18 protein-coding genes and 2 pseudogenes are annotated in these 20,935 nt (G+C 71.8%); 8 read left to right on the plus strand and 12 right to left on the minus strand.

Annotation, left to right across the window (positions count from 1 at the left end; genetic code table 11):
* Positions 1-90 precede the first annotated feature (90 nt).
* A pseudogene (locus tag ACWCRB_RS41355) lies at positions 91-777 on the plus strand (SbcC/MukB-like Walker B domain-containing protein); the annotation flags it as partial.
* 12 nt (positions 778-789) lie between these two features.
* On the opposite strand, the gene ACWCRB_RS41360 reads toward ACWCRB_RS41355, so the two are convergent.
* A complete protein-coding gene (locus ACWCRB_RS41360) occupies positions 790-1,236 on the minus strand; it encodes an Lrp/AsnC family transcriptional regulator (RefSeq protein WP_451000986.1) in 447 nt (148 codons plus the stop codon).
* A 136-nt stretch (positions 1,237-1,372) separates the two neighbouring features.
* On the opposite strand from ACWCRB_RS41360, the gene ACWCRB_RS41365 reads away from it, so the two are divergent.
* Positions 1,373-1,855 (plus strand): rhodanese-like domain-containing protein, encoded by a 483-nt coding sequence (locus ACWCRB_RS41365; protein WP_451000987.1) that lies wholly within the window; start codon positions 1,373-1,375, stop codon positions 1,853-1,855.
* A gap of 50 nt (positions 1,856-1,905) precedes the next feature.
* On the opposite strand, the gene ACWCRB_RS41370 is transcribed toward ACWCRB_RS41365, so the two are convergent.
* Positions 1,906-2,700 (minus strand): ATP-grasp domain-containing protein, encoded by a 795-nt coding sequence (locus tag ACWCRB_RS41370; protein WP_451000988.1) that lies wholly within the window; start codon positions 2,698-2,700, stop codon positions 1,906-1,908.
* A gap of 77 nt (positions 2,701-2,777) precedes the next feature.
* On the opposite strand from ACWCRB_RS41370, the gene ACWCRB_RS41375 reads away from it, so the two are divergent.
* Positions 2,778-3,272: an Imm21 family immunity protein gene (locus tag ACWCRB_RS41375; protein WP_451000989.1), complete on the plus strand. Its 495-nt coding sequence runs from the start codon at positions 2,778-2,780 to the stop codon at positions 3,270-3,272.
* Positions 3,273-3,363: 91 nt separating this feature from the next.
* Here the strand turns inward: ACWCRB_RS41375 and ACWCRB_RS41380 are convergent, their stop codons facing one another.
* The 4 genes from ACWCRB_RS41380 to pdxR form a co-directional block, all read right to left on the minus strand.
* Positions 3,364-5,055, minus strand: a complete 1,692-nt coding sequence (locus ACWCRB_RS41380) for a DUF885 domain-containing protein (protein WP_451000990.1) — start codon at positions 5,053-5,055, stop codon at positions 3,364-3,366.
* A 127-nt stretch (positions 5,056-5,182) separates the two neighbouring features.
* A complete protein-coding gene (locus tag ACWCRB_RS41385) occupies positions 5,183-6,466 on the minus strand; it encodes a GNAT family N-acetyltransferase (RefSeq protein ID WP_451000991.1) in 1,284 nt (427 codons plus the stop codon).
* A 113-nt stretch (positions 6,467-6,579) separates the two neighbouring features.
* Positions 6,580-8,169 carry an alkaline phosphatase D family protein gene (locus ACWCRB_RS41390; RefSeq protein WP_451000992.1) on the minus strand — a complete coding sequence of 530 codons (1,590 nt, stop codon included), beginning with the start codon at positions 8,167-8,169 and terminating at the stop codon, positions 6,580-6,582.
* A 167-nt stretch (positions 8,170-8,336) separates the two neighbouring features.
* Entirely contained in the window at positions 8,337-9,767 is a 1,431-nt protein-coding gene (pdxR, locus tag ACWCRB_RS41395; protein ID WP_451000993.1) for a MocR-like pyridoxine biosynthesis transcription factor PdxR, read from the minus strand.
* A gap of 47 nt (positions 9,768-9,814) precedes the next feature.
* Between pdxR and ACWCRB_RS41400 the strand changes: the two are divergent.
* Positions 9,815-10,672: pseudogene (locus tag ACWCRB_RS41400) on the plus strand (DMT family transporter); the annotation flags it as partial.
* Positions 10,673-10,720: 48 nt separating this feature from the next.
* On the opposite strand, the gene ACWCRB_RS41405 reads toward ACWCRB_RS41400, so the two are convergent.
* Positions 10,721-11,563: an alpha/beta fold hydrolase gene (locus tag ACWCRB_RS41405; protein ID WP_451000994.1), complete on the minus strand. Its 843-nt coding sequence runs from the start codon at positions 11,561-11,563 to the stop codon at positions 10,721-10,723.
* Between the two features lie 149 nt (positions 11,564-11,712).
* Here ACWCRB_RS41405 and ACWCRB_RS41410 point away from each other — a divergent pair, with 149 nt between their 5' ends.
* Together ACWCRB_RS41410 and ACWCRB_RS41415 are read left to right on the plus strand one after the other, a co-directional pair.
* On the plus strand, positions 11,713-12,606 hold the full coding sequence (locus ACWCRB_RS41410; protein WP_451000995.1) for an RNA polymerase sigma-70 factor: 894 nt from the start codon (positions 11,713-11,715) through the stop codon (positions 12,604-12,606).
* Between the two features lie 111 nt (positions 12,607-12,717).
* On the plus strand, positions 12,718-13,482 hold the full coding sequence (locus ACWCRB_RS41415) for a GntR family transcriptional regulator (RefSeq protein ID WP_451000996.1): 765 nt from the start codon (positions 12,718-12,720) through the stop codon (positions 13,480-13,482).
* Between the two features lie 122 nt (positions 13,483-13,604).
* Here ACWCRB_RS41415 and ACWCRB_RS41420 read toward each other — a convergent pair whose 3' ends face one another.
* The 3 genes from ACWCRB_RS41420 to ACWCRB_RS41430 form a co-directional block, all read right to left on the minus strand.
* Entirely contained in the window at positions 13,605-14,762 is a 1,158-nt protein-coding gene (locus ACWCRB_RS41420; RefSeq protein ID WP_451000997.1) for an ROK family transcriptional regulator, read from the minus strand.
* 237 nt (positions 14,763-14,999) lie between these two features.
* Positions 15,000-15,662, minus strand: a complete 663-nt coding sequence (locus tag ACWCRB_RS41425) for a response regulator transcription factor (RefSeq protein ID WP_451000998.1) — start codon at positions 15,660-15,662, stop codon at positions 15,000-15,002.
* A gap of 4 nt (positions 15,663-15,666) precedes the next feature.
* Positions 15,667-16,881, minus strand: a complete 1,215-nt coding sequence (locus ACWCRB_RS41430) for a sensor histidine kinase (protein ID WP_451000999.1) — start codon at positions 16,879-16,881, stop codon at positions 15,667-15,669.
* Between the two features lie 108 nt (positions 16,882-16,989).
* Here ACWCRB_RS41430 and ACWCRB_RS41435 point away from each other — a divergent pair, with 108 nt between their 5' ends.
* Together ACWCRB_RS41435 and ACWCRB_RS41440 are read left to right on the plus strand one after the other, a co-directional pair.
* Positions 16,990-17,931 (plus strand): ATP-binding cassette domain-containing protein, encoded by a 942-nt coding sequence (locus ACWCRB_RS41435; RefSeq protein WP_451001000.1) that lies wholly within the window; start codon positions 16,990-16,992, stop codon positions 17,929-17,931.
* A gap of 2 nt (positions 17,932-17,933) precedes the next feature.
* A complete protein-coding gene (locus ACWCRB_RS41440; protein WP_451001001.1) occupies positions 17,934-18,668 on the plus strand; it encodes an ABC transporter permease in 735 nt (244 codons plus the stop codon).
* 14 nt (positions 18,669-18,682) lie between these two features.
* Here the strand turns inward: ACWCRB_RS41440 and mug are convergent, their stop codons facing one another.
* The gene (gene mug / locus ACWCRB_RS41445) at positions 18,683-19,168 is read right to left on the minus strand and encodes a G/U mismatch-specific DNA glycosylase (RefSeq protein ID WP_451001002.1); all 486 of its coding nucleotides are present in this window, start codon (positions 19,166-19,168) and stop codon (positions 18,683-18,685) included.
* A 62-nt stretch (positions 19,169-19,230) separates the two neighbouring features.
* Positions 19,231-20,673: an adenylosuccinate lyase gene (purB, locus tag ACWCRB_RS41450; protein WP_451001003.1), complete on the minus strand. Its 1,443-nt coding sequence runs from the start codon at positions 20,671-20,673 to the stop codon at positions 19,231-19,233.
* Positions 20,674-20,935: the final 262 nt, after the last annotated feature.

The raw sequence follows: 20,935 nt of genomic DNA on the forward strand, positions 1-20,935 counted from the left end.
GCACGGGCAGGGTGAGCATGTTCAGCCCGGCCGTGTGGAACAACGGGGCGGAGACCAGGGCGCGTTCGTCGGTGATGACGTCCTGGTCGAGCCTCGGCCGCCGCCCGCCGCCTGCGGGAGGCCGCCTCCGCGCGCGACGCCGCCGAGAGCCGCTGCCGCGAACTCGACCGCCTGTCCGCCCGCTCGGCCACGGCGGTACGACGGCTCGCACCCCTTCGTGCCGCCCACGACCGGGTGGCCCGCCTCGCCACCCTCACCGCGGGCACCTCGGCGGACAACGAACGCAAGATGCGCCTGGAGTCGTACGTCCTCGCCGCCCGCCTCGAACAGGTGGCGGCAGCCGCGACGGCACGGCTGTTGCGCATGTCGTCGGGCCGCTACACCCTCGTCCACTCGGACGACCGGGCCGGGCGGGGCCGCAGCGGCCTCGGGCTGCATGTGGTCGATGCCTGGACCGGCCGCGAGCGGGACACGGCGACCCTGTCCGGCGGCGAGACGTTCTTCGCCTCGCTCGCCCTCGCCCTCGGCCTCGCGGACGTCGTCACGGACGAGGCCGGCGGGGTCCGCCTCGACACCCTCTTCATCGACGAGGGCTTCGGCAGCCTCGACGACCAGACGCTGGACGAGGTCCTCGACGTCCTCGACTCACTGCGCGAACGTGACAGAAGCGTCGGCATCGTCAGCCATGTACCGGACCTGCGGCGCCGGATCCACGCCCAACTGGAGGTGGAGAAGGGGAGATCGGGGTCGGTGGTACGGCAGCGGGGCGGCGGCTGATGACGTCGGCGCTCACTGCCCGACGGGGCGACGGGGGAGCGGCGACGAGTAGACGACGCTCGTCGTCACCGAACCCAGCGCGCCGATCTTGCCCGACACCTCCTCCAGATGCCGCATCGAACGCGCGATGACCTTGATGACGAAGCAGTCGTCTCCCGTCACGTGATGCGCCTCCAGGATCTCGGGCGTCACGGCGACCAGATCGTGGAACGGCTTGTAGTTGCCGTTCGGGTACCTGAGCCGGACGAAGGCGACGATCGGCAGGCCGAGCTGCTCCGGGTCGACGACCGCCGCGTACCCCTGGATGACACCGGCCTCCTCCAGCCGCCGCACCCGCTCGGTGACCGCGCTCGGGGACATCGCGACGGCACGCGCCAGCTCGGCGAAACTGGCGCGGCCGTCGCGCTGAAGGACATCAAGGATGCGCCAGTCGGTGGCGTCCGGGGAAAACGTGCTCATGCCCGAGGAATAGCAGGGAAATCCCCGGCTGATCAAGAGTAAGGCCGTGGATCACACCTTCAGGTGAAGTGATCACCGGCCGTAGATTTCCGGTGAGGAACCTCAGCCGGGAGTTCCCACCAAGGGAGGCCAGACCATGAGCACCACCGCGATCACCACCAACCCCGTCCTGCGCGTCGCCCCGGCCGCCCCGGCCGAGGCCGCCGCCTACTTCGCCGCGAGCCTCGCCTTCCACGCCGACGTCTCCGACGTGGCCGCCGCCCTCGCGGCCGACGCCGACCCCGGCTTCGTCCTCATCGACTCCCGCTCCACCGAGTCCTGGGACCAGGGCCACATCCCGGGCGCCCTTCACCTCCCGACGGCCCTGATCCCCGCGCAGGCCGCACAACTGCTCGACAAGTCGATACCGGTGGTGACGTACTGCTGGGGCCCCGGCTGCAACGGAGCAACCCGCGCCGCCCTCGCCCTCGCCCAACTCGGCTACCAGGTCAAGGAGATGCTCGGCGGCTTCGAGTACTGGGTACGCGAGGGCTTCGAGTTCGATACATGGGAGGGCCGGACCCGCCGCGACGCGGACGAGCTGACAGCTCCGGCGGACGCGGCGGACTGCGGCTGCTGAAGCAAACGCCGACCCCGCGTCCTGTGTACGAGCCGCGTCCCGTACGAGCTTCAGTCCCGCACGACTTCGGGCAGCGGCCGCAGGAAGGCACGGTCCGCCGATCCGAACTCCCCGTCCGGACGGGCCGCGTGCAGGACGACGTCGAGGGCGGCATCCGGATCGCAGGCGTAATGCCCGCTGGCCCAGGCGGCGTTGGCCTCGACGACGGCCCACTCCGAGCCCTCCGCCAGCAGACCGACGTCCACGACGACAGCGCTCGGCAGGTGCTGTGACGCCAGGCTCTCGGCGAAGGCCAGTACGTCCGCGCGCCGAGGGTCCTCGTCGAGCGGGACGACATCCAGCTCGCCGTGCGCCAAGTACCGGCTGCCGGTGCGGACTTCACCGTCGAGCAGGAACAGCCGGTACTCCACGGTGAACGTCACGATGTCGCTCACCAGCACCGGCGTGCCGTCGTCGACCGCGTCGGGACCCGGCAGCCGGCTCCCGTCCGGATAGACACGCGCGGGGAAACTCTTGTCGTTGGGCGGCTTCACGAAGGCGGGCCTCCGCAGCTGCCGAGCCTCGGCGACGGTGCTGAACTCGATCTCCCTGTGCGTGAGTTCGTACGGCAGCCGGGCCAGCCAGTCCGGCGCCGCCTCCAGCAGCCCGAGCCCCAGCTCGGCGGCCACCGCGTCCGCGAACAGCGGACCGGCGTACAGCGTCGCGCCGTCGGCCGCCCGCCACTCCTCCGGCACCCGCCACTCGCGCAGGACCTCGACGCCCATGGCGCGACGGCGTGCCGCGTCGGCCAGTGCGTGTCCGGTCGCGGTGACGCGTGGGGAGAGAAAGAGAGTTCGGGCGTTCATGGAAGTCGAGGGTGGCCCACCGGGTGGGACGGGGGACAGCGAATTTACGGGCGCGCACTGCGTGTAGGTTGCTGCGCATGGCAGTTGAGTGGGTGGAGTCGGGCGGTGGGCCGCTCATCGCGGTGCCGGAAGCGGTGCTGCCGTTCTGGGCCGGGGCCGACGGCGACGAGTTGTCGACGGACTACGACCGGGCGTGTGAGGTGGACGGGCTCATCGGGTTCGTGCCCGTCGGTGACACCACGGCTCTCGTCCTCGGCGACGAACCCGCCTCGACCGCGTTCCTGCCGGAGCACGACACCTTCGTACGGTGGTGTGCCGCCGACACCGAGGACGAACTCCTCGCTAGTGTCCCGGCCGCGCTCGCCGCAGCGGAGTGGGAGGCGGACAGGGTGTGGGAGACACCGGGCGACGTGGTCCTCTTCGACTCGGCCTGGCCGGGCAAGGAGACGGACCGGACCGAACAACTGCGGGTCGGGCTGGCGCCGGGGCGGTACGCGGTGCGGGCGGCGTACGTGGAGCCGGGGCCGGAGACGTGGGTGGGGCTCGTGCAGTTGCGGCGGCTGGTGGACTGACCGGCTGACGCAAGGACCGGGGTGGGGGTTGTGAGGCGCGCAGCCCCACAACCCCCGTACTCCGCCCCTTAGTTGCTCTTAGCGAGCCGCCTCACAGCTGCGACAGCTCGTCCACCAGGTCGTCCAGCCCCAGCGACCCCTGCGACAGTGCCGCCATGTGCCAGGCCTTCGCGTCGAAGGTGTCGCCGTGGCGGCGCTGGGCGTTCTCGCGGCCCAGGAGCCAGGCCCGTTCGCCCAGCTTGTAGCCGATCGCCTGGCCGGGGATCGTCAGATAGCGCGTCAGTTCGCTCTCCACGAAGTCGGTGGGGCGGCTGCTGTGGGCGCCGAAGAACTCCTCGGCCAGTTCCGGGGTCCAGCGCTCTCCGGGGTGGAAGGGGGAGTCCGCCGGGATCTCCAGCTCCACGTGCATGCCGATGTCGACGATGACCCGGGCCGCCCGCATCATCTGCGCGTCGAGGTAGCCGAGGCGCTGCTCGGCGTCCGTGAGGAAGCCCAGCTCGTCCATGAGGCGTTCCGCGTACAGCGCCCAGCCCTCGCAGTTGGCGCTGACGCCACCGATGGTGGCCTGGTAGCGGGAGAGGTTCTCGGCGACGTGGGCCCACTGCGCGAGCTGGAGGTGGTGGCCGGGGACGCCCTCGTGGTACCAGGTCGAGACCAGGTCGTACACCGGGAAGCGAGTCTGGCCCATCGTCGGCAGCCAGGTGGTGCCGGGGCGGGAGAAGTCCTCCGACGGGGCCATGTAGTACGGCGCCGCCGCGCTGCCGGGAGGCGCGATGCGGGACTCCACCTTCTTCACCCGCTCGGCCAGCTCGAAGTGCGTGCCGTCCAGTGCCTCGATCGCCTGGTCCATCAGACCCTGGAGCCACTCGCGGACCTCGTCGACGCCCTCGATGTGCTTGCCGTGCTCGTCGAGATGCGCCAGCGCCACCCACGGCGTCTCCGCACCGGGCAGGATCTTCTCGGCCTCCAGCTTCATCTCACCGAGGAGACGGTGGAACTCGGCCCAGCCGTACGCGTACGCCTCGTCCAGGTTCAGATCCGTGCCGTTCCAGTAGCGCGACCAGCGCGCGTAACGCTCCCGGCCCACCGTGTTCGGCTTGCCGTCGACGGCCGGCGCGTACACGTCCCGCATCCAGTCCCGCAGTTCGACGACGGCCTCGTCCGCGACCCGCGCCGCCTCGTCCAGCTCGGTGCGCCGCGCCTCGGGGCCGGCCGACGCGAAGTCAGCGAACCAGCCGATGCCCTTGCCGTCCAGGTCGGACCACTCGCCGAGCTGCCCGACGAACGTGGCCGTGGGGCGCGGCCCCGCGTACAGCTCGCGTTCCAGGCCCAGGGTCAGGCTCTCCCGGTAGCCCCGCAGGGCGACCGGCACCGCGCGCAGCCGCTCAACGACCGCCGCCCAGTCCTCGTCCGTCTCCGTCGGCGTCACCGTGAACACCTCGCGCACCGAGTGCGCGGCCGTGTGCATGTTGCCGACCGCGCGCAGGCTCTCGCCGGCCTCGTGCACGGCGAGTTCGGCGGTGAGCCGCTCGCGCAGCAGCCGCCCGCAGCGCCGCTCGATGTCACTGTCCGCGCCAGGCTGCCGCTCGGCCTCGTCCAGCCGGGCCAGCGTCGTCCGCGCCAGCTCCGCCAGAGCCTCCTGGCCGGCGGGTGAGGTGTCCGGCAGCCTGCTCGAACTCTCCTTCACACCGAGGTAGGTACCGGTAACGGGATCGAGGGCGACAAGGTCGTCGACATAGGCGTCGGCGACCTCACGAGGCAGGGGGCTCTTGGTATCTGACATGCGCTCATCCTCGTACGCGCCCATGGACCATGCCAAGCGGGTTCACCCGCGCCCCAAACAGGCGCGGGGAACTGCGCGACCAGCCACGACGAACCCGCAGACGAGCGTCAACCTTTGAACGGTGTGTTCAGTCCCGCGAACTGTGGTCGTACGGCAACGGAGAGGCAACCGGCGACGCATCCAACCGAGCCGTGATCACCAGAGTCCCCTCCTCGATCTGATAATCCAACGGCAACCCAAGCCCCCGCATCGCCGCGACCATCCCCGTGTTGGACGACTGCGTCACCGCATACACGTGCTCGCAGTTCGCCTCACGAGCCATCGACACCAGGCGCCGAAGAAGCTCGCCGCCAATACCCCGCCGCTGCCACTCGTCCTCGACGATCAGCGCGATCTCGGTCTCGTCGCCGTCCCAGAGGAGATGACCGAGCCCGACGACCCGCCCCGACGCCGTCTGCACGGCGAGCGTGCGCCCGAAGCGCGGGCTGAGCAGGTGGTTGAGATAGCGGTCGGCGTCGCCCATCGGCCCGTGGTAGCGCAGCGACAACGTGCGCGGCGAGCAGCGCTCGTGCATCGCCTTCGCCGCGTCCAGGTCACCCGCGTCGGCGCGCCGTACGGTGATGGCGTTGCCCCGCGGCAGCGTCAGCACGTCCTGGCCGTGCGGGACGCGGGGCCCGAGCCGCGCGTCCAGCTCCACCAGCGCCCGCGCCCGGGCGAACTCGGTCGGGGTGAACGGCAGATACGGCCGCTCCACGGTGATCACTCCACCTTCCGGCGCGCGCAGCCGCATCACCGTGTCCGTCTCTTCGAGGGCGCCCTCGACCGGTACGCCCTCCCGTGCCGCCGAGTCGCCGCCGGGCAGCGACCGGATCGTGCACCGCCCGAGCAACTGGCGCAGCGCCAAGGGCAGTTCGGCCCTGTCCAGGGCCGTACGGGTGGCCAGGCCCAGGACCCGGGTCGGCGCGTCGACGAGATCGTGGGTGTCGGCCCGTTCGATCCACGTCCCGGCGCCGCCCGCCCGGGACACCGACCCGGAGATCTCGGCGGCGTCGAGGTCACCGGGGGCGCGCAGCAGGAACTCGTCGACCGTGCCCACGGCCAGCGGATGCGTCTGGAGGCTGAGGATGTCGATGCGCCGCTCGGCGAGGGCGGTGCACAGCGCGGCGAGCGACCCCGGCTGGTCCTTCACCGTCGTCCGCATCCGCCACAGCACACTCACGCCGGAGCCCACGCCGGTATCGCTACCGGTATCGGTATCCGTACCGGCATCCGTGTCGTCCGGGGGTGCGTGACCGTGGCGGCTTGTCCACCATGTGCGCAGCAGGGCGGCGAGTTCGACGACGTCCTGCCGCCACCGGCGTACCGGGCGCCCGTCCGTCACAGCAGTTCCTTCACATACTTTTCGAGTCATGCAGTCACCATGCGCCAACGGTGTTGCGTGATCACGAACGGACTGTGACCGAAGGGTTAAGTTGCCTTTCGCCCTTTTTGTTAACTTTTCCACGATTATCGGCGGGCGTACCGCTACTGCCCCACCCGCCCCGGCTGCAGCACCTTCGTGAACAGCACGGTCCCGTCCTGCTCGCGCAGCCGCACCGTCAGTTCCCCGCTGTGGCCGTCGATGTCGACCTCGCCGAAGAACTGGTAGCCGCCGGCCGGCGAGACGTTCGCGGCCTCCGGTGCCTTCACGAAGACCCGCTCCGGACCGAACGTGCCGTCGAGCGCGCTCGCTGGGAAGGCCCCGGCGTTCAGCGGGCCCGACACGAACTCCCAGAACGGCTCGAAGTCGGTGAAGGCGGCCCGGGAGGGCTGGTAGTGCTGCGCCGAGGTGTGGTGGACGTCGGCGGTCAGCCAGACCGTGCCGGTGATCCGCCGGTGCTTGACGTACCGCAGCAGCTCGGCGATCTGCAGCTCACGCCCGAGCGGCGCGCCCGGGTCGCCCTGCGCGACGGCCTCGATGTTGGCCTTGCCCTCGGTGGCGTCCGGCACGACCAGGCCCAGCGGCATGTCGGCGGCGATCACCTTCCACACGGCACGCGAGCGCGACAGCTCCCGCTTGAGCCACTCCAACTGCTCGGCGCCGAGGATGCCCTGTGGGTCGACGGTCTGGTCGTCGGGGGAGTTGGCGTTGCGGTACGTCCGCATGTCGAGGACGAACACGTCGAGCAGCGGCCCCTGGTGCAGCACCCGGTAGACGCGGCCGTCGCGGGCGCCAGGCCGGAGCGTGGAGATCGGGAAGTACTCGCTGAAAGCCCGCCGGGCCCGCCCGACCAGGGTGTCGACGCTCTTCTCGGTGTAACGGGTGTCCGAGTCGAGGATGGTCTGCCCCGGGTACCAGTTGTTGCGGACCTCGTGGTCGTCCCACTGGATGATCGACGGGACCTGCGCGTTGAACCGCCGCAGGTTCTCATCAAGCAGGTTGTAGCGGAAGTTCCCGCGGAACTCGGCGAGCGTCTCGGCGACCTTCGCCTTCTCCTCGGTCGTGATGTTCCGCCAGGTGCTCCCGTCGGGCAGCACGGCGGTCGCGGCTATCGGGCCGTCGGCGTAGATGTTGTCGCCGCTGCATATGAAGAAGTCGGGATCGAGCTTCCCCATCGCGTCGTAGATCCGGTAGCCGCCGAGGTCCGGGTTGATGCCCCAGCCCTGCCCCGCCAGGTCCCCCGACCACAGGAACCGCACCCCGTCACGCCGTCGCGCCGACGCCGTACGGAAGGTGCCGGTGACGGGCTCGCCGGTGCGGCGCGGGTCGTCCGGGTCGGCGAGCAGTACGCGGTAGTGGATCTGCTCGCCGGACGGCAGCCCGCGCAGCCGCGTCGTACCGGTGAAGTCGCTGTCCGCGCCGAGCAGCGGACCGTGCCAGCGGCGGGCGTTGCGGAACGACTCGGTGGCGGACGTCTCGACGACCATTCGGGCGGGCCGGTCGGAGCGCACCCACACAAGACCCGAGTCGGCGGTCACATCGCCGGTCTGGACCCCCCACCCGGCCTTCGGCCGCCCGGACAGGGCGAACGCGGGAGCCGCCGCACCGATGGCGGCGGGCAGGGTCAGGGCCGCCGAAGCGGCGAGCGAACCGCGCAGCACGCTGCGACGACCGGGCAACGGGAGAGGTGACATGGGACGTGCCTCCGGGGACAGGATCCGGCGAGTGTGCACTGCAACAACTACTGGGACACCGCAGCGCGCACGCAAACCACAAATGAACAACTGCCCCCGCCGACAAGGGAAGCCGACAAGGGAAGCCGACAAGGGAAGCAGGCAAGGGAAGCAATCAAGGGAACAGGTCATCCGCCGACCGCGTCGGCCATCAGCCGCACCCCGGCCGCGATCCGCGCGGGCGACAACTGCGCGTACCCCAGCACCAACCGCACGCCCCCACCCTCCACGCGCGCGTGCGCGAAGTCCGTCAGCGGCCGTACGGCGACCCCGGCCGCCGCCGTCCGCTCCAGGAACCGCTCCTGCGGCCCGTATCGCTCCGGCAGCGCGGCGATGACGTGCAGACCGGCCGCGATCCCCGAAACCTCCGCCCCGGGAAAGTGCTCCTCCAGCGCCGCCACGAGGGCATCTCGCCGTTCGCGGTACGCGCGCTGGCAGCGGCGCAGATGCCGGTCGTAGTCGCCGCGCTCCACGAACCGCGCGAACAGCTCCTGGTCGAGGGCGGGATGCCCAAGGTCCATCGTCCGTTTCCGCTCGACGACCTCCTCGGCGACCGACTCCGGTACGAGGAGCCAGCCGAGCCGCAGCCCGGGCGCGAGCGACTTGCTGACGGACCCGGTGTACGCGACACGCTCGGGGTCGAGCCCCTGAAGCGCGCCCACGGGGGCTCGGTCGTACCGGAACTCCCCGTCGTAGTCGTCCTCGATCACCAGCCCGTCCACCGACCGCGCCCAGTCGAGGAGTTCGGTACGGCGGCCCGCGGAGTAGGCGATCCCGGAGGGGAACTGGTGCGCGGGCGTTGTCACCACCGCCCGTACCTCGGAGGCCCGCAGGGCGTCGAGGTCGAGCCCCTCGTCGTCCAGGGGCAGGGGTACGGCGTCCAGGCCGGCCGCGATGTACAAGGTGCCGTGTTCCGGGCTTCCGGGGTCCTCGACGCCGATGTCGCGCATCCCGCGCGCGTGGAGCACGTATCCGAGCAGCGTCGTCGCCTGTGCCACCCCGGAGACCACGATCAGCCGTTCCGGGTCCGCGACCACACCCCGGCGCCGTGCGAGCAGCTCCGCGAGTGCCGTCCGCAGCCGGGGCAGTCCGCGCGGGTCGGGGTAGCCGAGGGCGTGATGGGGGACCTCGGCGAGTACCGCGCGCTGGGCGGCGGCCCACGCGGCACGCGGGAACAGCGACAGGTCCGGGGTACCCGGGCGGAAGTCGGCGCGGGCACCGGGGGAGCGCGGAGCGAGGTCCCGCGCGCGTGGGTGCGCGGCCCGGACGGCACCGCCCACCCAGGTCCCCGCCCCGCGCCCGCTGCGCAGATAGCCCTCCGCGGTCAACTGCTCGTACGCCTCCGTGACCAGCCCCCGCGACACGCCGAGGTCGGCCGCGAGGTCCCGGCTCGACGGCAGCCGGGTCCCCGGTGCGAGCCGCCCCGAGCGGACCGCCGCCCTGAGCGCCTCCTGAAGCGAGCGCCCACGCGCGCGTGCCGGTGCGGCGGCGGCCGGGAGCAGCAACTCCCAGGTGGCGGAGCCCGGCAGCCCGCTCGGACTGGTCCCCGATGACGTCATGGAAGTGGACCTTAATCCGGTCCACCGCGGTCCCTAGCGTGACGCCCATGAAGACCACCGCCGACCCGCCCGACGTCACTCCCGCGCGCGGGGCCCTCCTCACCGCCCTCGCCGCCGTCCTCGTCGGCTGCTCCTTCACGGCGAACAGCGTCCTCGGCGACTACCCGTACGCGGGCGGCCAGTTCCTGCGCTACGGCCTGGCCTGGCTCCTGCTCCTGCCCCTGGTCGGCCGGGGCGGCGCCGCCCCGCTGCGGACACTCACCGCCCGCCAGTGGACCCGCCTCGCGCTGCTCGCGGCCGTCGGCATGGTCGGCTTCAACCTGGCCGTCATCGCCGCCGAACGCAGCGCGGAACCGGCGGTGCCGGGCGTGTTCGTGGGCTGCGCGCCCGTGGTCGTGGCGGTCCTGGTGCCCCTGCTGGACGGGCGGCGGCCCCAACGGGCGGTGCTGTACGGGGCGTTGATCGTCGCGGCGGGCGCGTTCGCGGTCCAGGGGTGGGGCCGTACGGACGGCGTGGGCATCGCCTTCTCCGGGTGCGCGCTGGCCGGCGAGGTCGGCTTTGCGGTGCTCGCCGTGCCCTTGGTACGGCCGCTGGGGCCCCGGCTGCTGTCCGCGACCGTGTGCGGCCTCGCCGCCGTCGAGTCCGCGCTCGCCGGGGTGGTCCTCGACGGCGCCGGCTGGCTGCGCGTGCCCGACGCCACCGAGACCGCCGCACTGCTGTGGCAGGCGGCGGTCGTCACGGTCGTCGGCTTCGTGTGCTGGTACATCGGCATGCAGCGGATCGGCGCGGAGCGCGCCACGCTCTTCTCCGGCCTCATCCCGGTCGCCGCGGCCTGCACCGCCCCACTCGTCGGTACGGGCTCCTACGGCCCCGCGCAGGCCGCCGGAAGCGCCCTCGTGGGCGCCGGAGTCGCCCTGGGATCGGGCGCGTTGAGTCTCGTACGTCTACGTCGGTCAGCGGCTGCCGTCGAGGATCACCCGGGCGACCAGCGCCGGGTCGTCGTTCATCGGGACGTGACCGCAGCCGGGCAGCCGGATCAGCCGGGCCTTGGGGATGATCCGCTTGGCGCGGACGCCCTGGCGGCGCACGAGCAGCAGATCCCGGGTGCCCCACGCCACAGTGACCGGGATGCCGGGCACGTCGTCCGTGAACCGGACGTCGCGGCCGGATCTGAGGGTCTCGGTGAACCGCTGGGCGTTCGCCAAGGCGAGCGTCTCCGCGACGACGGCCTCGGGTGAACGGCGGCCGGGCCGGGCGTAGATGGTGCTCGTCAGGACGCTCCGGCCCGCCGCAGAGCGCGACAGCCGCTCGACCAGCGGCACCGGCATGCTCCGCGCGGCCCGCCGCATCGCGAGCAGCACTCCGAACGCGTACCGCCGCTCCGCCTGCGACCAGAACCCCGCCGGGGAGATCGCGGTGACCGACCGCGCCCGCTTCTCCCGCCCGAGTTCCAGGGCCAGCAGACCGCCCAGCGAGTTGCCCGCCACATGCGGCCGGTCAAGGTCCAGCGCCTCGCACAGGGCGCCGAAGACGGCGGTCATCGTCGGCAGGTCGTGGGTGAAACCGTCCGCCAGCGGCGGGGACACGCCGAACCCGGGCAGATCGACGGCGATCACCTCGCGCTCGGTGGCCAGGATGTCGATCACCGGGTCCCAGGCCTGCCGGTGGTGCCCGATGCCGTGCAGCAGCAGAAGCGGTTCGCCGGCGCCCACGCGCGCGTACGACAGGGTCACGGTCCTGGTCCCGGCCTGCGGGCCGGACGGAGAGGGGACCTCGAAGGAGACGGTGGCGGACATGGGGCTGCTCCTCGGCGTGCACGTCTGCGTGGTTGTTTGCGGGCGCTGCGTAGACAGCTTGTCAGCAACTGCTACCGACGGGTAGCCCTGTGCGGTCACTGCCCGCAACTCGCTGGACACGACCCTCGCCGCCGGGTTGGGATGGAGTGGTGACCGCCGACACCGTGACCGACGTATTCGAAGAGCACCGGCCCGTCCTCATGGGCGTCGCCTACCGCATGCTCGGCCGGGTGGCCGACGCGGAGGACGTGGTCCAGGACGCCTGGCTGCGCTGGGCCGGCGCCGACCGCACCGACGTACGCGAACCGCGCGGCTACCTCGTACGCGTCACGACCCGGCTCGCCATCGACCGGCTGCGCCAGGTGAAGTCGCGGGGCGAGACGTACGTCGGCCCGTGGCTGCCCGAGCCGTACGTGACCGACCTGGCCGAGACTGCTCCGGACGCGGCCGAGCGGGCCGTGCTCGCCGACACCGTGTCCCTCGCGGTCATGGTCGTCATGGAGTCCCTCTCGCCGCTGGAGCGCGCGGTGTTCGTCCTCAGGGAGGCCTTCGGATACCCGTTCGCGGAGATCGCCGCCATGCTCGACCGCGCCGAACCGGCGGTGCGCCAACTCGCCGGACGCGCCCGCCGGCACGTCGACGAACGGCGCCCGCGGTACGAGGTCGACCCGGCCCAGCGCCGCGACCTCACCGAACGGTTCCTTGTCGCCGCGGAACAGGGCGACCTCGCGGGCCTCATGGAACTCCTCGCCCCGGACGTCTGCCTCGTCGCCGACAGCGGCGGCCTCGCGCGGGCGCCGCGCCGCATCCTGGAGTCGGCCGACCATGTGGGCCGCTTCGTCATCGGCACCGCGGGCAAGGGCCTCGCGGAGGCGTCGATCCGCTTCCTGGAGATCAACGGCGGCTTCGCGCTGCTGGTCCTGGACGGCGGCAAGCCCGACGCCGTGATCCAGATGGACGTGGCGGACGGCCGTATCCAGCACGTGTACATCATCCGCAACCCGGACAAGGTGCGTTCCCTGGTACCTCCCCAGGAACTCTGATTGGTCTTGACCAAGTACCTGGGCCGCCCTATGGTCGCAGGAAAGTGCAACAACCTTTAATAAACAAGGGCGCTAAAAAGCCGCCGGACCACGGCGATTGCGGAGGACAGGGTGGGGACCACGCAGTTGGAAACGGTGCCGGAGCCGAAGTACTGGCATCTGAAGACCGTGCTCAGTGAGGCACTGGACTCCGAGTTCACCGTGGGCGAGATCCTGCCCAACGAGCGCGACCTCGCGGCCCGCTTCGGCGTCGCTCGTGCCACGCTCCGCCAGGCACTGGAACAGCTCGAACTCGAAGGCCGGCTCCAGCGCCGCCGCGGTGTCGGTACGACCGTCGCCCCGCCGCGCATGGGCGTCGCAGTCGGCACGGCGGCACAGCACGTGTGGCCGGGCGCGTCGGACGACACCTGGCAGCCGGTGGACAGCACGCTGACCGTACCGGCCGCGGTGGTGGCCGCCGCCCTGGAGACCGACCGGGACGAGCCCGTCCACACCGTCCGCCGCTCCCGCGTCTCGCACGGCCAGCCGGTCGCCGCCGAGCTGCTCTACGTCCCGGCCGCCTCGGTGCCCGACCTGTCGGCGATAGACGCCCCGTCCGGCCCGGCACGCGCGCGTGCGGTGCTGCGCGAACTCCAGCGCCTGGACCTGGAGGGCCAGGACCGCGCGGTGGAACTCGGCTCGGCCCGCGCGGACGACGCCAAGGAACTGGACCGCCTCCCCGGGGCCCCCGTCCTAGTCGTCACGACCCGCTTCTTCGCGGGGGCACGCACAGCGGCCCTCTCGGTCGCGACCTACCGCGCTGACACGTGCCGCCTGACCTTCGGCGACACCGGAGGAGTGGAAATACACCACGGCCCGGAACGCCGCGCTTCCTGACGGCCGTACAGCATCCGACGTTCACCCGCGCCCCTTTGGGGCGCCCCAAAGGGGCGCGGGGAACTGCGCGACCAGCCACGACGCACCCGCAGCTCTAGAACTGCGCCCACGCGGAGCGCTGCTCACCGCCGGGCAGTCACAGTCCCCTCCACCGCGAACAACTGCTCCTCGACATGGTCAAGAGCCAACCGCAGCGCACCCGTAGCCACCGCCGCCTCCCCGAGCAGCGACAGAGCCACACCCGGCGGCCGCAGACAGTAGCGCGCCAACTCGTCCCGCAACGGCTCCAGCACGCCGTCCAACCCCGCCGCCCACCCGCCGACGACGACCAGCTCGGGGTCGAGCGCCAGGACGAGCGCGGCCACGTCGTGGACGAGCCGCTGGATGAACCGGTCGACGGCCGCACGGGCCCGCTCGTCGCCCTCGCGCGCACGGCGGAACACCTGGGCGACGGCCACCTCGTCGAGCGGGTGCAGCGGCTCGCCCGTGGTCGACAGCAGCGCCTCGGGGGTCGCCTCCCGGCCCAGCAGATGCAGCGCGCCGATCTCCCCGGCCGCCCCGCCGTACCCCCGGTGCAGCCGCCCGCCGATCAGCGAACCGGCGCCGGGACTCAACCCGGCGAGGACGAACACAACATCGTCGGAGTCGATCGCGGCACCTTTCCAGTGCTCGGCGACGGCCGCCGCGTTGGCGTCGTTCTCGACCAGGACAGGGCACTTGAAGGACCGGCTGAGCCGTTCACCGAGCGGCAGCCCGGTCCACTCGGGCAGCGCGGTGCACAGCCGTACGACCCCGTCGGCCTCGACTATCCCGGGCGTGGCCACGCCCACGGCCCGCAGCGAGTCGCGGGCCACCCCGGCCCGGCGCAGCAGCTCGGCGACCGCCGACCGCAGCCGCTCCAGCCGCTCGTCCGCGGGCGCGGCCTCGTCGACGTCCTTCGAGATCGACCCCAGAAGCCGCCCGTCGAGGTCGGACAGCAGCGCGGCGACGCGATGGGAGCCGATCTCAAGACCCAGCAGATGCCCGGCCTCCGCCCGGAACCGGAACCGCCGCGCGGGCCGTCCCTGCCGCCGGGCGACGCTCTCGTCGGCGGCCTTCTCGACGACGAGCCCGCCGTCCATGAGCCCTTCGACGACGCCCTCGACGGTCGGCCGGGACAGCCCGGTGACCCGGGTGATCTCGGTCAGCGTCGCGCAGTCCGTGGCACGCAGCGCGTGCAGCACCACCGCGGAGTTGATCCTTCGCAGCAGCGAGGGATCCCCGCCGGTCAGCTGCCCCAACGTACGTCCTCCCAGCTAAGCCGACCTGGTGAAGGCGGGTGTGCGACCGCGCTCCGAAAGGGGCGCGGGGCTGTGTCCATTTGCGGCTCCGCCGCGTGGGCGCGACGAGCCCCACCGGCCCGTGGGTTCATCATTGCGCGTCCAGCGGAGCGTTCGTGCAGGTGTGGGGCGGATCGTACTCGGCGCGGAGCACCCGGGCGAGAGCCGGACGTCCCCGACCTGTCCGACGGGCCGGGATCATCCGGGCGCAACGAACCCGGACTCGTACGCCACGATCACCGCCTGGGTACGATCCCGGGCCCCCAACTTCGCCAGCACGGCGCTGACGTGCGACTTCACGGTCTCGGTCCCGACGACCAGCCGAGCGGCGATCTCCGCGTTGGACAGCCCCCGCGCCATCAGCCGCAGCACCTCCGCCTCCCGCTCGGTCAGCCGCGCCCGCTCCAGAACGGCCCGGGCAACCCGATTCCCACCCCCGTCCCCGTACTCGGCAGCCAATCGCCGCACAGAGGCCGGGAACAACAGCGACTCCCCTTCCGCGACCAGCCGCACCGCGTGCACGATCTCGGCCGGCCGGGCCCGCTTGAGCAGAAACCCGTCGGCACCGGCCCGCAGCGCCTCGTACACGTACTCGTCGTTCTCGAACGTCGTGATCACCAGGATCTTCGGCGGCTCCGCCACCGTCCGCAGCACCGCGCGCGTGGCCTCGATCCCGTCCATCAACGGCATCCGCACATCCATGGCGACCACATCGGGCCGCAACCGCCTGACCAACGGGATGACGGCGGCCCCGTCGGCCGCCTCCCCGACGACCTCGATATCGGGCTGAGCCTCCAACACGGCCCGCAGACCGGCACGTACGAGGGGCTCGTCGTCGACGAGGAGCACGGTTACGGGCATCCGGTCAGCGTAGATCAACCCGCTGGCGTGCTCCCGTCCTCACCCGGCCTTCTCCGACCGGCAGTTCGACGCGCACCCGCCACTCGCCGACGTCTTCCTCCACGCCGGTCAACGCCCGCCCTCCGAGCAGCGCGGCCCGTTCCCGTATCCCGCGCAGGCCGCTGCCGCCCAGGCCGGAGCTGGGTATCGGGGCGGCGAGCGGATTGCGGACGTCGAGGACCAACACGCCGTCCACGAACGTCACCCGAACCCGCACCGGGACCGCCCCCGCGTGCCGCAGCACGTTGGTGAGCGACTCCTGGAGGATCCGGTACCCCTCCCGGGAAACGGGCCCCGGCAGATCGCAGAGCGGGCCGATCAGCTCGGCGTCGACCTTCGCCCCGGAGGCCCGCGCGGACTCCAGGAGACGGTCGGCCTCGGTCAGGGCGGGCCGACTGCTCGCGGGGCGCTCCGACTCGCGCAGCACACCCAGCACCCGCTCCAGATCGACCAGGGCGGCCCGCCCAGTCTCCTCGATGGCACCCAGAGCACGGTCGGTGAACTCCGGATCACTCGCCGCCCGCGCAGCACCGGCCTGGACAACCGCCACGGTGAGCGCGTGCCCTATGGAGTCGTGCAGCTCGCGCGCGATACGGCTGCGCTCCAGAAGTTGCTCGGTTCGCTCCTCCAGCGCGGCGAGCCGCTCGGACGGCGAAGGACCCAGCAGGCTGCGTGCAGCAGCGGTGATCAACTCACCAAGGCCCACCACGACGCCGTAGAAGGCGAGCAGGGGCAGCGGCGCGAGCACGGCGTACACCCACGGCGGTTGCGACACAGGCAGGAACGGGTTGTCGTCGGAGAAGTACCCGGTCGCGGCCCGGACCAGATCGACGGAGGTCAGCGGCAGCCAGACACAGGCCCCCATCGCCACCGCCCCCAGAGCCATCCGCACCTCCAGCCACAGCACGGTCCGCAGCCGGTCCCGCCAACTGGCCGACGGCGCAACGGAGATAACCGACTCCGAGACCGCCTCACCCGGCGTCAGCAGCAGCCGCGCCTGCACCCCCTCACCCAGCCGCACGCCCGGAATCAGCCCGACGACCAGCAGAACGGCGGCGGGCACCCACGGAGTCGACATATCAATGAACATCCACACGCTCACGACGAGCATCGGCACCCACAGGTGCAGCAAGCGCGTGTACGTCGTCCCCCGTAACAACGGGCGCAGAAATCGGGCCATGCCGACATCGTGACAGCCACCACTGACAACGGACCTCCCCCGCCCGGGGGAGACGCTCTCCCCGGCCGGGGGAGGCCCCGCCACCCCTTGCCCAGCCAGGCTGCTGCCATGACCAGCATCGACGTCCACGACCTCACCAAGGAGTACGGCACCGCACGAGCCGTCGACCACCTCACCTTCAGCGTCGAGCCCGGCCGCGTCACCGGTTTCCTCGGCCCCAACGGCGCCGGGAAATCCACCACCCTGCGCCTCGTCCTCGGCCTCGACCGGCCGACCCACGGCACCGCCACCGTCGGGGGCCGGGCCTACGCCACCCTCGACAACCCCCTCCGCAAGGTCGGCGCCCTCCTCGACGCCCAGGCCGCCCACGGCTCCCGCACGGCCCGCGATCACCTTCGGGCGCTCGCCGTGAGCAACCGCATCCGGGACCGCCGGGTGGACGAGGTGCTGGCGGAGACGGGCCTCGCCTCGGTCGCGAGGCGCAGGGTGAGGACGTACTCCCTCGGCATGCGACAGCGGCTCGGCATCGCGGCGGCGCTGCTCGGCGACCCCGAGGTGGTGATGCTCGACGAGCCGTCGAACGGCCTCGACCCCGAAGGCATCGTCTGGATCCGCGAGTTGCTGCGCAGACTGGCCAAGGAGGGCCGTACGGTCCTGGTCTCGTCCCACCTCATGAACGAGACCGCGTCCTTCGCCGACCACCTCGCCGTCCTCGGCAGAGGACGCCTGCTGGCGGACACCCCGATGCGCGAGTTCATCGAGGCACGCGTACGCCCGCGCGTGCGGGTGCGCACCACGGACGGCACCGCCCTCGGCCACCTGCTCGCCCAGCACGGCTACGAGGCCGCCGCGCACGACGACGGCGACAACGGCCACTGGACCGTGGAGCACGCGCGCGTGGACGACATCGGCCGACTCGCCTGGGCCGCGGGCCTGACCGTCCTCGAACTGACGGCGGACGAGGGCACGTTGGAGCAGGCCTACCTGGACCTGACGGCCTCGGCGACGGAGTTCACCGCCACCCCCGCCCAGCAGCCCCAGGAGGCCTGAGCATGTCCTTCGTACCCGTACTCCACGCCGAGTTGATCAAGATCCGTAGCCTGCGGTCGCTGCTCTGGGCGCTGTGCGCGGTCGTTCTGGCGACCGGCCTGTTCTCGGCGCTGGCAGGCCTCGATTCTGGCGCCGGTGCCGGTGAGGAGGACTTCGACCCGTTGTTCTCGGCGTTCTTCGGCGTCAGCTTCGGGCAGATCGCGGCGGTGGCGTTCGGCGCCACGGCGGTGTCGTCCGAGTTCCAGGGCGGCGGCCTGCGCGTCACGCTGGCGGCGGTGCCGCGCCGGGGCCGCTGGTTCGCGGCCAAGATGGTGGCAATCGCCGTACCCGTCCTGGCCGTTGGCCTGATCGCCGGGGGAGTGAGCCTGGCCGTCGGCAAGACGGTGCTCGGCGCCGACGCAAGCAGCCTGACCTGGACCGAAGGGCTCCGTGGCGTGATCGGCTGCGGTCTCTACCTTGCCCTGATGGCCCTGCTCGCGGCCGGCCTGACCGCCCTGCTGCGCAGCGGAGTCGCCACGCTGAGCATCCTGATCCCGTTCCTGCTGATCGTCTCGTTCGTGGTCGGCGGGGTGTCGGGGACCATCGCCGACTTCCTGCCCGACAAGGCGGGCCAGGTGGTCTTCCACGGCACCTGGGACGGCGCACTGGGCCCCTGGACCGGGCTGGCGGTGACGGCGCTGTGGGCGGCCGGAGCGCTGCTGGCGGGAGCGTGGAGCGTACGACAAAGGGACGCGTGACGACCGTACGCGGCCTAGGAAGCCGCCTCCCGCAGCCGCCCGAACTCCTCGGCCATGGTCGCCGCTGTCCAATGGGCGTTCAGGCCACTCGGGTTGGGCAACGCCCACACGCGCGTGTCGCCGATCAACCGCTCCTGCGGGCCCACCTGGGCCTTGCGGTCGTCGAACGCGGCCCGGTACGCGGTCACGCCCACCACGGCCAGCCAGCGTGGCCGCAGCCGCGTCACCTTCGCGGCCAGCAGGCGCCCGCCCTCGCGATATTCCTCGGCGGACAGTTCGTCGGCCCGTGCGGTCGCTCGTGCGACGACGTTCGTGATGCCGAGGCCGTAGGAGAGCAACTCGCCCTGCTCGGCGGGCTTCAGCAGCCTCGGGGTGAATCCGGAGAGACGGAGGACGGGCCAGAAGCGGTTGCCCGGGCGGGCGAAATGGTGACCGGTCGCCGCCGTCATCAGGCCGGGGTTGATGCCGCAAAACAGGACGTGGAGGCCGTCCGCGGTCACGTCCGGTACGAGGCGGTCGCGGGCGGCCTCCAGTTCGGCCTGGGTGAAGCGGGGCGAGCTGGTCAGAGGATCGCTCCCGGGGTGTAGGCCGCGGCCTCCGGGTGCTGCTTGGCGATCTCCTCGATCCGGGCAACGACCGCGGCGACCTGGTCGGCGGCGGCGCCCGTGAACGACAGCTTGTCGGCCATCAGGGCGTCGAGCTGGGCGCGGTCCAGGGGGATGCGCTCGTCGGCGGCGAGCTTGTCGAGGAGTTCGTTGCGCTCGGCGCCCTGCTCACGCATGGCCAGCGCGGAGGCGACGGCGTTCTCCTTGATGGCCTCGTGCGCGACCTCGCGGCCGACGCCCGCGCGCACCGCGCCCATCAGCACCTTGGTGGTGGCGAGGAAGGGCAGGTAGCGGTCCAGTTCGCGCGCGACGACGGCCGGGAAGGCGCCGAACTCGTCGAGGACCGTCAGGAAGGTCTCCAGCAGCCCGTCGAGGGCGAAGAACGCGTCGGGGAGGGCCACCCGGCGCACCACCGAGCAGGACACGTCGCCCTCGTTCCACTGGTCGCCCGCCAGCTCGCCCGTCATCGAGGCGTAGCCGCGCAGGATCACCATGAGGCCGTTGACGCGCTCGCAGGAACGCGTGTTCATCTTGTGCGGCATAGCCGAGGAGCCGACCTGGCCGGGCTTGAAGCCCTCGGTCACCAGCTCGTGCCCGGCCATCAGCCGGATCGTCTTGGCGGTGGAGGATGGTGCGGCGGCCAGCTGTACGAGGGCGGTGACGACCTCGTAGTCCAGCGAGCGCGGGTACACCTGGCCGACGGAGGTGAAGGCGGTGGAGAAGCCCAGGTGGCCGGCGATCCGCTGCTCCAGCTCGGCGAGCTTTGTGGCGTCGCCGCCGAGCAGGTCGAGCATGTCCTGGGCGGTGCCCACGGGACCCTTGATACCGCGCAGCGGGTAGCGGCCCAGCAGCTCCTCGACCCGGGCGTACGCGACGAGCAACTCGTCTGCGGCGGTCGCGAAGCGCTTGCCGAGGGTGGTGGCCTGTGCGGCCACGTTGTGCGAGCGGCCGGCCATGACCAGCTCGGCGTACTCCCCGGCGAGCTTCCCGAGCCGTGCCAGCACGGCCACCGTACGGTCGCGCATCAGCTCCAGCGAGAGCCGGATCTGGAGCTGCTCCACGTTCTCGGTGAGGTCGCGGGAGGTCATGCCCTTGTGGACGTGCTCGTGCCCGGCGAGGTCGTTGAACTCCTCGATCCGCGCCTTCACGTCGTGCCGGGTGACCTTTTCGCGCTCGGCGATGGAGGCCAGGTCGACGGTGTCGAGGACGCGCTCGTAGTCGGCGAGGGCGGCGTCGGGCACCTCGATCCCGAGGTCCTTCTGGGCCCGCAGTACGGCGAGCCAGAGCTGCCGCTCCAGCCTCACCTTCTGCTCGGGGGACCAGAGCGTGGCCAGCTCGGTGGAGGCGTAGCGTCCGGCGAGGACGTTCGGGATGCGGGGCTTTGCGGGTGCGGCGGTCACGTGTAGGGATTCTACTGGCGCTTTGCGCAGGCCAGCGACAGAGGGTTTTCGCCCCCGCCGCCCCTACCCATTCCCATCCCTTGGGGGCTGCCGCCCCCAAACCCCCGCTACGGCCCTGAACGGGCCTTGTCCTCAAACGCCGGACGGGCTGAAATGTCTGGGCCTGGGCTGAAAGATCAAGCGTCGGCCGGCACCCCCAGCCTGTCCGGCGTTTGAGGACGAGCGCGTTCAGCGCGATACGGGGGTTCGGGGGCGGAGCCCC

The organism is Streptomyces sp. NPDC002156, assembly GCF_053593675.1.

What these genes read in the sequence shown, in the direction of transcription:
- ACWCRB_RS41380 (WP_451000990.1), bottom strand. Translation starts at nt 5,055, where the DNA reads ATGTCAGATACCAAGAGCCCCCTGCCTCGTGAGGTCGCCGACGCCTAT.
- ACWCRB_RS41425 (WP_451000998.1), bottom strand. Translation starts at nt 15,662, where the DNA reads ATGCCCGTAACCGTGCTCCTCGTCGACGACGAGCCCCTCGTACGTGCC.
- ACWCRB_RS41390 (WP_451000992.1), bottom strand. Translation starts at nt 8,169, where the DNA reads ATGTCACCTCTCCCGTTGCCCGGTCGTCGCAGCGTGCTGCGCGGTTCG.
- ACWCRB_RS41370 (WP_451000988.1), bottom strand. Translation starts at nt 2,700, where the DNA reads ATGAACGCCCGAACTCTCTTTCTCTCCCCACGCGTCACCGCGACCGGA.
- ACWCRB_RS41385 (WP_451000991.1), bottom strand. Translation starts at nt 6,466, where the DNA reads ATGACTCGAAAAGTATGTGAAGGAACTGCTGTGACGGACGGGCGCCCG.
- ACWCRB_RS41430 (WP_451000999.1), bottom strand. Translation starts at nt 16,881, where the DNA reads ATGGCCCGATTTCTGCGCCCGTTGTTACGGGGGACGACGTACACGCGC.
- pdxR (WP_451000993.1), bottom strand. Translation starts at nt 9,767, where the DNA reads ATGACGTCATCGGGGACCAGTCCGAGCGGGCTGCCGGGCTCCGCCACC.
- ACWCRB_RS41405 (WP_451000994.1), bottom strand. Translation starts at nt 11,563, where the DNA reads ATGTCCGCCACCGTCTCCTTCGAGGTCCCCTCTCCGTCCGGCCCGCAG.
- ACWCRB_RS41375 (WP_451000989.1), top strand. Translation starts at nt 2,778, where the DNA reads ATGGCAGTTGAGTGGGTGGAGTCGGGCGGTGGGCCGCTCATCGCGGTG.
- ACWCRB_RS41360 (WP_451000986.1), bottom strand. Translation starts at nt 1,236, where the DNA reads ATGAGCACGTTTTCCCCGGACGCCACCGACTGGCGCATCCTTGATGTC.
- ACWCRB_RS41365 (WP_451000987.1), top strand. Translation starts at nt 1,373, where the DNA reads ATGAGCACCACCGCGATCACCACCAACCCCGTCCTGCGCGTCGCCCCG.
- ACWCRB_RS41435 (WP_451001000.1), top strand. Translation starts at nt 16,990, where the DNA reads ATGACCAGCATCGACGTCCACGACCTCACCAAGGAGTACGGCACCGCA.
- ACWCRB_RS41440 (WP_451001001.1), top strand. Translation starts at nt 17,934, where the DNA reads ATGTCCTTCGTACCCGTACTCCACGCCGAGTTGATCAAGATCCGTAGC.